This window comes from Streptococcus sp. 5346 (genome assembly GCF_013277455.1).
Taxonomy (GTDB): domain Bacteria; phylum Bacillota; class Bacilli; order Lactobacillales; family Streptococcaceae; genus Streptococcus.
This window is the reverse complement of record NZ_VMMY01000005.1, coordinates 1-12113: the sequence shown is the minus strand read 5'-3', so window position 1 is coordinate 12113 and position 12113 is coordinate 1. Positions and strand designations below refer to the sequence as shown.

Genomic DNA, 12113 nt, shown 5'->3' with positions numbered 1-12113 from the left:
ATATGGAAGTCGCTTAGCTTTATTCCGCCATAGCTCAGTTGGTAGTAGCGCATGACTGTTAATCATGATGTCGTAGGTTCGAGTCCTACTGGCGGAGTAGTTAATTAAAGGAGGTTTTGACCTCTTTTTTTGTTATATAATTAATAATCTATCTCGCACCTAACGAAGCGAGATATTTTTCTTGACGATAGAAGTTTCAGACACCATCATTTTCGAGCATTGATAGCAGTTAAAACGACGCTCTCTAAGTAGAGAGGATTTAACCACTATAAATATTATAGTTACTTTTCTTTTTAATGATTATTAAGTGCTTCATTTCTATTCAATCACTTTATAGCTTAAACTGAGAAAGATTCAATGCAATGGTAACCGTACAGGATGATTTGTAATAAGGATAATTTTTGTAAATCATTTATAGGAAATTTTTTATTTTTAGGGATTTAATAGTTTGTCTTTTACATAAGATATTTGTTCCTATTCTGTCAACTTTTCCTATTTTTTATCTTATTGAGGTTGGTATTTGTACAATTCAGGAATTATTAATAACTTTTTATAATTTTTTGTTAGAATAAGATCATAAAAAGTAAAGGAGTGTATGCTTATGCTACAAAATATTTATGATCAGATGACTGATTTCTATGACAGTATCGAAGAAGAGTATGCTACTTTCTTTGGTAATAGTTGGGACTGGGAACATTTTCATTTTAAATTTTTGATTTATTATTTAGTTAGATATGATATTGGGTGTCGTAGGGATTTTATTGTTTACCATTATCGTGTTGCTTATCGTTTGTATCTTGAAAAGATGATAATGAAACAAGGTTTTATTTCTTGTTGAGATAGTCTGAGTTAATTTCCGAACAAACTTACTTTTTTATGGCAATATAACAATAAATAGCTGGTAATTTTTCTAAAACATTTTTTAATAGTTGGAAATAGCAAATCTTTCTATTGTTTCTTCTTGATAAAAAGGCGATTTTTTCTTATAATAAATTGTAAGATATAATTGCAGGTGAGAGTCCTGCCATGTAAGTGAGAAAGGAAGAGCCTGAGGGCTCAGACAAAATTATGACTTCAGTTGTTGTTGTAGGTACCCAGTGGGGTGATGAAGGTAAAGGGAAGATTACAGACTTCCTTTCAGCGAATGCAGAAGTGATTGCACGTTACCAAGGTGGTGATAATGCAGGTCACACGATTGTGATTGATGGTAAGAAGTTTAAATTGCACTTGATTCCATCTGGGATTTTCTTCCCTGAAAAAATCTCTGTTATTGGGAATGGTATGGTTGTAAATCCTAAATCTCTTGTAAAAGAGTTGAGCTATCTTCATGAGGAAGGTGTGACAACTGATAACTTGCGTATTTCTGATCGCGCGCATGTCATTTTGCCTTATCATATCGAGTTAGACCGTTTGCAAGAAGAAGCTAAGGGCGACAATAAGATTGGGACTACAATCAAGGGAATTGGTCCAGCTTATATGGACAAGGCTGCTCGTGTTGGGATTCGTATCGCAGATCTTTTGGATAAAGATATTTTCCGTGAGCGTTTAGAACGTAACCTTGCTGAAAAGAATCGTCTTTTTGAAAAATTGTATGACAGTAAAGCGATTGCTTTTGATGATATTTTTGAAGAATATTACGAATATGGCCAACAAATCAAGAAGTATGTGACAGATACATCTGTCATTTTGAATGATGCGCTTGATAACGGTAAACGTGTGCTTTTTGAAGGTGCACAAGGTGTTATGCTGGATATCGACCAAGGTACTTATCCATTTGTTACGTCATCAAACCCTGTGGCTGGTGGTGTGACAATTGGTTCTGGTGTAGGTCCAAGCAAGATTGACAAGGTTGTAGGTGTATGTAAAGCCTATACGAGTCGTGTAGGAGACGGTCCTTTCCCGACTGAGTTGTTTGATGAAGTGGGAGAACGTATCCGTGAAGTCGGTCATGAATATGGTACAACAACTGGTCGTCCACGTCGTGTGGGTTGGTTTGACTCAGTTGTGATGCGCCATAGTCGTCGTGTTTCTGGTATCACTAACCTTTCATTGAACTCTATCGATGTTTTGAGTGGTTTAGATACAGTGAAAATCTGTGTGGCCTATGATCTTGATGGTCAACGTATTGACTACTATCCAGCTAGTCTTGAGCAATTGAAACGTTGCAAGCCTATCTATGAAGAGTTGCCAGGTTGGTCAGAAGATATTACCGGAGTTCGTAATTTGGAAGATCTTCCTGAGAATGCGCGTAACTACGTTCGTCGTGTGAGTGAATTGGTTGGCGTTCGTATTTCTACTTTCTCAGTGGGTCCTGGTCGTGAACAAACAAATATTTTAGAAAGTGTTTGGTCCTAAGAGATTTTTAAGATTTGTTTAAGATAGGTCGGGTATACTATAGACAGTTACAAGAAGACCTCCTAACTTGTTGTAACAAATATCCTAAACTTTTCTTTTTCATAATAATCTCCCTATAAAGTCACCGCATTCGGTGGCTTTTTTTGTCTTGGGATTCATGATATAATAATAAAATCGACAAGTAGGAAAAGGGAAATTGATGAATTATACAGTTGAAGAAAAAGAAGTCTTTATGAGGGAAGCTTTGAGAGAGGCTGAGATTGCTCTTGAACACGATGAAATTCCAATTGGTTGTGTGATTGTCAAGGACGGAGAAATCATTGGCCGTGGGCATAATGCGCGTGAGGAATTGCAACGAGCGGTTATGCATGCGGAGATTATGGCAATAGAGAATGCGAACCTGAGTGAGGAGAGCTGGCGCTTGCTGGATTGCACACTTTTTGTGACCATTGAGCCGTGTGTCATGTGTAGTGGGGCGATTGGGCTTGCCCGTATTCCAAACGTGGTCTATGGGGCTAAAAACCAGAAATTTGGCGCTGCGGGGAGTTTGTACGATATCTTGACAGATGAGCGTCTTAACCATCGTGTGGAGGTTGAAACGGGAATTTTGGAAGATGAATGCGCAGCTATTATGCAGGACTTTTTTAGAAATAGACGGAAAAAATAATTTTGCTTTTAAAATGAATAGGAATGTGATATAATAAATAGTGGAGCAACAGTTCTGCGTGAAGCGGGTCAGGGGAGGAATCCAGCAGCCCTAAGCGATTTGAATTGTGTGCTCTTTTTTTCGTGCTTTTTTCGAATAAATAAGATAGAATAATCTAGAATAAATGATAATAGAAAAGAGAAGATGATGAAAATTCGTGGTTTTGAATTGGTTTCTAGTTTTACAGATGAGAATTTATTGCCAAAGCGTGAGACAGCGCATGCGGCTGGTTACGACTTAAAGGTTGCTGTGCGTACGGTTATTGCGCCAGGAGAGATTGTCTTGGTTCCGACAGGGGTTAAGGCTTATATGCAGCCGACTGAGGTTCTTTACCTTTATGATCGTTCTTCAAACCCTCGTAAGAAGGGCTTGGTTTTGATTAACTCTGTGGGTGTCATTGATGGAGATTATTATGGAAATCCTGGAAATGAAGGGCATATTTTTGCGCAGATGAAGAATATCACTGACCAAGAAGTGATTCTCGAAGTTGGGGAACGTGTTGTTCAGGCTGTCTTTGCGCCTTTCTTAATCGCAGATGGAGATGCGGCTGAGGGTGTTCGAACTGGTGGATTTGGATCGACTGGGCACTAGGATGAAAATTATCTTTGTACGTCATGGAGAGCCAGATTATAGTATGCTTGATAAACTTGAAAATCCGCAACTCTATAGTGGTTTTGGTCGTGATTTAGCGCCATTGACAGGAAAAGGTCGCAGTCTGGCAAAAGAAGTTGCTAAAACTGCATGTTTTGGAAAGGCAGAGATTATTATTTCATCGTCTGTGACGAGGGCTTTAGAAACAGCCCATTATATAGCAGTTGAAACAGGATTGGACTTATTTGTAGAGCCGTTTTTTCATGAGTGGCGTCCAGACTTAGATAGCACTAACTCTGATTTAACTAGTGTATTGGTAGCTCAGGAATATTATCTAAAACATCAAGGAGATTTATCTGAAGATTCTCCTTATCGCTATGAAACTGATCTAGAGATGCGTCATCGTTTTTTAAGAGCTTTGGAAAAATATAAAAATTATAAAACTATTATCATTGTAACTCACGGAATGCTCATGCGCCAATTTGTACCAGACGAGAAGATTGATTTTTGCCAAGTGATTGAATGTGAGATAGAGATATAGAAAGAGGTTTATTATCGCAAAGAAAAAGGCGACATTTGTGTGTCAAAATTGTGAATATAATTCCCCTAAATATCTGGGGCGCTGTCCAAACTGTGGGTCTTGGTCTTCTTTTGTAGAGGAGGTTGAGGTTGCAGAGGTCAAGAATGCGCGTGTGTCCTTGACGGGGGAGAAAAGACAGAAAGAAGAAATTTGCGACCGGCTTGCTGCTTGTATCTTCTCGTATCTTTGAGAAGCGTCGGGCTTCTTGCTTTACTAATCCAGATTTAAAAGATTTTTTAGAGGAAAACGGTGCTAAAAGCATAGAGTTTATAGGGGTAGATGGCAATGGCTGTGTTAAGGCTTCCGTTTTGGCAGCTACCAAGGAGAATTATCAGGTTTCTGTCGATTTGTCTGCTGTCGAAGTTGCCAACCAGAAGAAATTCTCTAAAACACTGAAGCAGTGGCAAGATTGCGGAATCAAGATTGGATAGTTTTATGGGGATCTTAATATGAAAATTATTTTTATCCGTCACGGGGAGCCAAATTACCGTGAGTTAGAGGAGCGTTCCTATACTGGATTCGGGATAGATTTGGCACCCTTATCTGAGAAAGGAAGACAACAAGCTCAGGAACTTTGCAAAAATCCTTTGTTTAGCTCAGCTGATATCCTGGTGTCTTCTGCAGTGACGCGAGCTTTAGAAACGGCTTTTTATGTATCCTGTGCTACTGGCCTTCCTTTGAGGGTAGAGCCATTATTGCATGAATGGCAGGTCTATGAAAGTGGCACAGATAATTTTGAAAAAGCTCGTACTATGTTTCTAGAAAATAAGGGGGAGTTACTTCCTAATAGTCCTATTCAATATGAGACAGCTACGGAGATGAAGTCTCGTTTTCTAGAATGTATGGCTAAGTATCGAGATTACCAGACCGTGATAGTGGTAACTCACAACATGCTCATGCGTCAGTTTGTGTCAAATGAGAAGATTGATTTTTGCCAAGTAATTGAGTGTGAGTTAGAGATATAGAAAGAGGTTTATTATCGCAAAGAAAAAAGCGACATTTGTATGTCAAAATTGTGGGTATAATTCCCCTAAATATCTGGGACGTTGCCCCAACTGTGGGTCTTGGTCTTCCTTTGTAGAAGAGGTTGAGGTTGCAGAGGTCAAGAATGCGCGTGTGTCCTTGACAGGGGAGAAAACCAAGCCCATGAAACTGGCTGAGGTGACTTCGATTAATGTCAATCGAACCAAGACGGAGATGGAGGAATTCAACCGTGTACTTGGAGGTGGAGTGGTACCAGGAAGTCTCGTCCTCATCGGTGGGGATCCTGGGATTGGGAAATCAACCCTTCTCCTACAAGTCTCAACCCAGTTGTCTCAAGTAGGGACTGTTCTCTATGTCAGTGGGGAGGAGTCTGCCCAGCAGATTAAGCTACGAGCAGAGCGCTTGGGTAATATTGATAGCGAGTTTTATCTCTATGCAGAGACCAATATGCAGAGTGTTCGAGCTGAGGTGGAGCGCATCCAACCAGACTTCCTCATCATCGACTCCATTCAGACTATTATGTCTCCTGAGATTTCAGGGGTGCAGGGGTCTGTGTCTCAGGTGCGTGAGGTGACCGCTGAACTCATGCAGCTGGCTAAGACCAATAACATTGCCATCTTTATCGTAGGGCATGTGACCAAGGAAGGAACCTTAGCTGGGCCTCGTATGTTGGAGCATATGGTGGATACAGTGCTTTATTTTGAAGGGGAGCGCCACCATACCTTTCGTATTTTGAGAGCGGTCAAAAACCGTTTTGGTTCAACAAATGAGATTGGAATTTTTGAGATGCAGTCGGGTGGATTGGTTGAGGTCCTCAATCCGAGTCAAGTTTTCCTAGAGGAGCGTTTGGATGGGGCTACTGGCTCGTCAATCGTTGTGACCATGGAAGGAACGCGTCCGATTTTGGCGGAGGTTCAGGCTTTGGTAACACCGACCATGTTTGGAAATGCCAAGCGTACGACGACGGGACTTGATTTTAATCGTGCTAGCTTGATTATGGCTGTTTTGGAAAAACGAGCAGGTCTTCTCTTGCAAAATCAGGATGCCTATCTCAAATCTGCTGGCGGTGTCAAATTGGATGAACCTGCAATAGATTTGGCAGTTGCGGTTGCCATTGCTTCGAGCTACAAAGACAAGCCAACTAATCCTCAGGAATGTTTTGTTGGAGAGCTTGGCTTGACAGGAGAGATTCGGCGCGTGAATCGTATCGAGCAGCGCATCAATGAAGCTGCTAAACTGGGCTTTACTAAGATTTATGTACCGAAAAATTCTTTGACAGGAATCACTCCACCCAAGGAAATTCAGGTCATTGGAGTGACAACGATTCAGGAAGTTTTGAAAAAGGTATTTGCTTAATCTGTGACAAATCCTCTTAAAAATGATAAGATAGGAGAAATATTTGACTATCAAATTTTCTAGGAGGGAATCGTGTCTTATTTTGAACAGTTTATGCAAGCCAATCAGGCTTATGTTGCCCTACATGGGCAGTTAAATCTGCCACTTAAACCCAAAACCAGAGTAGCCATTGTGACCTGTATGGACTCTCGTCTGCACGTTGCGCAAGCTCTGGGCTTGGCACTTGGAGATGCTCATATCTTGCGGAATGCAGGTGGTCGGGTGACAGAAGACATGATTCGTTCGCTAGTTATTTCCCAACAACAAATGGGGACAAGAGAGATTGTGGTATTGCACCATACAGACTGTGGTGCTCAGACTTTTGAAAATGGTCCTTTTCAGGAGTATCTGAAAGAGGAACTAGGTGTCGATGTGTCAGATCAGGATTTTTTGCCCTTCCAAGATATAGAGGAGAGTGTACGTGAGGACATGCAATTGCTTATCGAATCTCCCCTAATACCAGACGATGTCATTATCTCTGGTGCCATTTACGATGTGGATACAGGAAGTATGACAGTCGTAGAATTGTAAAAAATTCATTTAGAAAGAAAGTGTATGAAGAAAAACAGTATTTTATTTATTTTTATTTTATTGCTATGTATTGGTTTGCAGTATGAAACCATCTATTATACGGACGGTTCGATGTCAGCTGCGGAATATGGACTCATGGGAGTTTCTATCTTTCTAGCTCTCTTTTACATGATTCCGGCTCTTTATTTCCTTTTCCGTATTGGGAAAAAATGGGAATTGCCAAAGAACTCCTTGATCTTGTCTTTATTGGGAGGAATGTTCCTTTCAGGCTGGTTGTCTAGCTTTGCTAATACCTATATCCATGATTTGCTGGGCGTTCTTTTCCCAGATAGTGCATTTTTAAATGCCTTTGAAAGTGCTATTGTGGCTCCTTTGGTAGAAGAACCCTTGAAATTGTTGCCACTTGTCTTTGTTTTAGCTTTGATTCCTGTGCGAAAATTAAAATCTTTGTTTTTATTAGGGATTGCTTCTGGTTTGGGATTTCAAATGATTGAGGATATTGGCTATATTCGTACGGATTTGCCAGAGGGATTTGACTTTACTATTTCGAGGATTTTAGAGCGTATCATCTCAGGAATTGCCTCTCACTGGACTTTTTCAGGTCTAGCTGTAGTAGGTGTTTATTTGCTTTACAGAGCCTATAAAGGACAGAAATTTGGCAAGAAAGAGGGTTTTATTTTCCTAGGTTTAGCCTTGGGAACTCATTTCTTGTTTAACTCTCCTTTTGTTGAATTGGAGACAGAGTTGCCATTAGCTATTCCAGTGGTTACGGCTATTACTCTTTATGGTTTTTATCAGGCTTATCGCTTTGTTGAGAAGCACGATGAGATAATGAACTAGAATATTTTTCAAAAGAATGATGCAAGGGTACAAATATGGTGCCCTTCTTTTATTTTTGATTGAAAAATAGTGCAAAAAGAGCTACAATGGTAGATGGAAAAATCTTGTGAAAAGCACAAGCGATACATATATACCGGAGGAAATCATGTCTTTTTCTGATTTAAAGCTGTTTGCCCTTTCTTCTAATAAAGAATTGGCAGAACGTGTAGCGCAGGAGATTGGGATAGAGTTGGGGAAATCAAGTGTTCGCCAATTTTCAGATGGAGAGATTCAGGTCAACATCGAAGAATCAATCCGTGGGAAACACGTCTTTATCCTACAATCAACTAGTTCGCCTGTAAATGACAATCTGCTTGAAATTTTGATTATGGTGGATGCTTTGAAGCGTGCGAGTGCAGAATCTGTCAATGTTGTCATGCCTTACTATGGGTATGCACGTCAGGATAGAAAGGCGAGAGCGCGTGAGCCAATCACTTCAAAACTTGTTGCAAATATGCTTGAAGTAGCTGGAGTGGATCGTTTATTGACCATCGACTTGCATGCTGCGCAGATTCAAGGATTCTTTGATATTCCTGTGGATCATTTGATGGGTGCTCCTCTGATTGCGGATTATTTTGAGCGTCGCGGCATGGTTGGCTCTGACTATGTGGTTGTCAGCCCAGACCATGGAGGGGTGACTCGTGCTCGAAAGTTGGCAGAATTTTTGAAAACATCTATCGCTATTATTGATAAACGTCGTAGCGTTGATAAGATGAATACTAGTGAAGTTATGAACATCATCGGTAAGGTCGAAGGTAAGACTTGTATCTTGATTGATGATATGATTGATACAGCTGGAACCATTTGTCATGCGGCAGATGCCCTTGCAGAAGCTGGTGCTGTTGAAGTCTATGCAAGCTGTACGCACCCAGTGCTTTCTGGTCCTGCTATGGACAATATCCAAAAATCAGCTATTAAGAAATTGGTTGTTTTGGATACCATCTATCTGCCAGAAGAGCGTTTGATTGATAAGATTGAGCAAATTTCAATCGCTCATCTCCTAGGAGATGCTATCGTGCGTATCCATGAAAAACGCCCACTTTCTCCACTTTTCAGTATTGAGAAAAAGATTTAATGACCAAGCCTGAGATAATTCTCAGGTTTTTTCGTCTCTTTTGCGAATAAATAGATAGAAGCAGTGAATCTAGTAAACCTAGATTTAATACTCTTCGAAAATCAAATTCAAACCACGTCAACGTCGCCTTGCCGTATATATGTGACTGACTTCGTCAGTCTTATCTGCAACCTCAAAACAGTGTTTTGAGCAACCTGCGGCTAGTTTCCTAGTTTGCTCTTTGATTTTCATTGAGTATAAGACTGTGGTATAATAAAAGGAGGAAAAGGATGATTCTAAGACATCCGGGCATTAGCCCAACTAATGATTTGGTTGCTAAGAAAATTTTCAGCAACCCAGAAATCACTTGTCAGTTTATTCGCGATATGCTGGACTTGCCAGCAAAAAATGTGACCATTTTGGAGGGAAGCAACATTCACGTCTTGCCTTCCATGCCCTATTCGGCGCAAGATTTCTATACCAGTATAGATGTTTTAGCGGAGTTAGATAATGGAACGCAAGTTATCATCGAAATTCAGGTTCATCATCAGAATTTTTTCATCAATCGCCTGTGGGCTTACCTATGTAGTCAGGTCAATCAAAACCTAGAAAAAATTCGCCAACGAGAAGGTGATACACACCAGAGTTATAAACACATTGCACCAGTTTATGCTATCGCAATTGTGGACAGCAATTACTTTTCAGATGACTTAGCTTTTCACAGTTTCAGTATGCGCGAGGACACGACAGGTGAGGCTTTAACAATTACAAACAATGGACAGGAAAACCATCTAGTAAAGATGGCATTCTTGGAACTAAAAAAATACAGAGAAACCAGCAAAGACGAGGTTCGCAAACCGTGGTTGGAGTTTTTCGGGAATAAACCCTTTACCCAGCACCCCGAGCGAGCCATCAGCCAAGCAGACCAACTGCTGGACTACAAGAGCTGGTCCGAGGAGGACAGAAAAATGTTTAGTCAACTACGTATGCGTGAAGAACAAGCCTTGTTAGCACAGGACTATGCCTTGGAAACTGCTAGGGTTGAAGGTCTTGAACAAGGACTTGAACGTGGCCGTGCAGAGGGTATTGAAAAAGGGCGCGAAGAAGGCATTGAAGAGGGATTAAAAGTAGGTTTAGTAAATCTAGTCCATCAAGGTCTTCTGACTTCTGAGGTTGCCAGCCAGCAGTTGGGTATGACTGTCACTGAGTTTGAGTCCTTGCTATGAGGTCACATTTTAAATAGTAGAAAGTTAATGAAATGGCGAGTTATTTCTAAAATACTTGTCATTTTTGCTTGACATTTGGAAGGGGTTATAGGATAATACCATAGAAGTGAGTTCTATCCAACTATCGATATGGATTAGATATGTGAGGTTTGACTCAGGGTTTAAGAAATTTGTGAGATTTTCACTTGGAAGATACGGTATTTGAAGGGTATTTCATCTCACAAAAGCGTTTTTTTTACTTTTTTGAAAAAATAGGTAAAAAGTTAAAGAAAACCCTTGACAAATCCTGCAAATATTTATATACTGTATGGTAGTAAGATAGTCTTACGAAAAAATTTTTAAAGAAAAACAAAGGAGATAAAACGATGAAAAAAGTTTTATTGACAAGCGCAGTCGCTCTTGCAGCATTTGGTGCTGTACAAGCTGTTTCAGCAGCTGATGATTATACAGTTGATTACAACAAGCAACAGCAAGCTGAAGCTGATGCAGCAGCTAAGAAAGCAGCAGAAAAGGCAGCTAAGAAAGCAGCAGAAATTACAGAAGCTTTGCAACCAAAAAATAGAGCAGTTCTTGAGACTTATAATAAGCTTCAAAAAGCAGAAAAGGCTTATTCTACAGTAGAAGCACGTCTTCGTGCAGTTCAAGATGAGTTGACAAAACTATATCTTGCTTCAAAAACAATTGCAGATATCGAAGGTGATATGACTCAGCTTGATAAATATCTAGCTGCTTCACAAAAAGCTTTGAAAGTAGCTGAGAAGTTTGTTACTGGATATGCTGAATACACAGATGAAAATGGTGCTACAGTAGCTACAACTGTTGATGCACTTAAAACTGCACGTGATCAAAAAGAAACTGAAAAAGAAGCAGCTGATAAAGAGCTAGCTGCAGCAGACTTAGATTTGACAAGTGCTCGTCAAGCTGGTCAAAAAGATCCTGCTAAATTAAAAGCACTTGAAGATAAATTTAAAGATGCTGAAAAGAAATCAAAAGATGCAGGTAAAGCATTTGCAACTGCGGAAAAACGTTACCAAGAATCTGTTGCAAAACAAGATGCCTCAGTTGTTGAAGTAGCAGAAATTACTGCTCGTATTGCTGCAATTCAAGCAAAACAATCTAATGACTCTGTTGGTTATGCTCGTGCAGTTGCAGGATTAGATCGCAAACTTAACGAAAAAGAAGCAGAAAAAGAAAAACTTATTGCAGAAGTAGGAACAGCTCGTGGAACTCGTGATAGTGCTAAGGTCGCATTTGAAGCAGCTGAAAAAGCAGCAAAAGAAGCTTATGCTGATTATGGTTTGACATATAATCTTGATTCTATCACTGCATCTAATGATGTTCCAAATCAAGTTAAAGTTGGTTGGGTTAAAGATGATAAAGGACAATGGAGTTATGTTGTCAATACAAAAGGTCAAAAAGCTACTGGTTGGCAATTAGTTGATGGTGCATGGTACCACTTTAACGCTGAAGGCGTAATGCAAAAATGGTGGGTTAAAGATGGTAACACTTGGTACTACCTAAACGGTTCAGGTGTAATGCAAACTGGTTGGTTGCAAGACGGTGGTAAATGGTACTACCTTGAAAACTCAGGTGCTATGAAAGCTAGCCAATGGTTTGAAGTTGGTGGTAAATGGTACTATGTTGACGGTTCAGGTGCCCTTGCAGTAAATACTACTGTAAATGGTTACACTGTAAACGGAAACGGTGAATGGGTTTAATTTTAAATAGTTAAATCATAACAGGAGAGAAATCTCCTGTTTTTTTGTGGTATATAATCGAGTGAGGGTTTTGATGGCTCTTTGTCAACTGTAG

12 protein-coding genes, 1 tRNA gene, 1 other RNA gene and 2 pseudogenes are annotated in these 12113 nt (G+C 40.0%); all 16 read left to right on the top strand.

What is annotated here, in order from left to right; all coding sequences use genetic code 11:
- Positions 1-23 precede the first annotated feature (23 nt).
- The 16 genes and pseudogenes from HT732_RS04670 to HT732_RS10490 all read left to right on the top strand — a co-directional run bounded on the left by HT732_RS04670 (position 24) and on the right by HT732_RS10490 (position 12019).
- A tRNA-Asn gene (locus HT732_RS04670) sits at positions 24-97 on the top strand.
- 504 nt (positions 98-601) lie between these two features.
- The gene (comW, locus tag HT732_RS04665) at positions 602-838 is read left to right on the top strand and encodes a sigma(X)-activator ComW (protein ID WP_153193739.1); all 237 of its coding nucleotides are present in this window, start codon (positions 602-604) and stop codon (positions 836-838) included.
- A 230-nt stretch (positions 839-1068) separates the two neighbouring features.
- On the top strand, positions 1069-2355 hold the full coding sequence (locus HT732_RS04660) for an adenylosuccinate synthase (protein WP_001832534.1): 1287 nt from the start codon (positions 1069-1071) through the stop codon (positions 2353-2355).
- Positions 2356-2554: 199 nt separating this feature from the next.
- On the top strand, positions 2555-3022 hold the full coding sequence (gene tadA, locus HT732_RS04655) for a tRNA adenosine(34) deaminase TadA (RefSeq protein ID WP_001110112.1): 468 nt from the start codon (positions 2555-2557) through the stop codon (positions 3020-3022).
- A 32-nt stretch (positions 3023-3054) separates the two neighbouring features.
- An RNA gene (ffs, locus tag HT732_RS04650) (signal recognition particle sRNA small type) lies at positions 3055-3152 on the top strand.
- A gap of 56 nt (positions 3153-3208) precedes the next feature.
- Positions 3209-3652, top strand: a complete 444-nt coding sequence (locus HT732_RS04645) for a dUTP diphosphatase (protein WP_173254134.1) — start codon at positions 3209-3211, stop codon at positions 3650-3652.
- A 1-nt stretch (position 3653) separates the two neighbouring features.
- Entirely contained in the window at positions 3654-4193 is a 540-nt protein-coding gene (locus HT732_RS04640; RefSeq protein WP_173254133.1) for a histidine phosphatase family protein, read from the top strand.
- Between the two features lie 10 nt (positions 4194-4203).
- Positions 4204-4365 (top strand): annotated as a pseudogene (locus HT732_RS04635) (DNA repair protein RadA); the annotation flags it as partial.
- A pseudogene (locus HT732_RS04630) lies at positions 4361-4663 on the top strand (isochorismatase family protein); the annotation flags it as partial. The pseudogenes HT732_RS04635 and HT732_RS04630, both read left to right, overlap by 5 nt.
- An 18-nt stretch (positions 4664-4681) precedes the next feature.
- Entirely contained in the window at positions 4682-5197 is a 516-nt protein-coding gene (locus HT732_RS04625) for a histidine phosphatase family protein (RefSeq protein WP_173254132.1), read from the top strand.
- Positions 5198-5207: 10 nt separating this feature from the next.
- Complete coding sequence (gene radA, locus HT732_RS04620) at positions 5208-6572, top strand: DNA repair protein RadA (RefSeq protein ID WP_173254136.1); 1365 nt, start codon at positions 5208-5210, stop codon at positions 6570-6572.
- 72 nt (positions 6573-6644) lie between these two features.
- The gene (locus HT732_RS04615; RefSeq protein WP_004237611.1) at positions 6645-7142 is read left to right on the top strand and encodes a carbonic anhydrase; all 498 of its coding nucleotides are present in this window, start codon (positions 6645-6647) and stop codon (positions 7140-7142) included.
- Between the two features lie 24 nt (positions 7143-7166).
- The gene (locus HT732_RS04610) at positions 7167-7982 is read left to right on the top strand and encodes a PrsW family glutamic-type intramembrane protease (RefSeq protein ID WP_173254131.1); all 816 of its coding nucleotides are present in this window, start codon (positions 7167-7169) and stop codon (positions 7980-7982) included.
- A gap of 145 nt (positions 7983-8127) precedes the next feature.
- Positions 8128-9096, top strand: coding sequence for a ribose-phosphate diphosphokinase (locus tag HT732_RS04605; protein ID WP_000010158.1), 969 nt, complete (start codon positions 8128-8130; stop codon positions 9094-9096).
- Between the two features lie 269 nt (positions 9097-9365).
- A complete protein-coding gene (locus tag HT732_RS04600) occupies positions 9366-10301 on the top strand; it encodes an Rpn family recombination-promoting nuclease/putative transposase (RefSeq protein ID WP_173254130.1) in 936 nt (311 codons plus the stop codon).
- A 365-nt stretch (positions 10302-10666) separates the two neighbouring features.
- Positions 10667-12019 (top strand): hypothetical protein, encoded by a 1353-nt coding sequence (locus HT732_RS10490; RefSeq protein ID WP_275690733.1) that lies wholly within the window; start codon positions 10667-10669, stop codon positions 12017-12019.
- Positions 12020-12113: the final 94 nt, after the last annotated feature.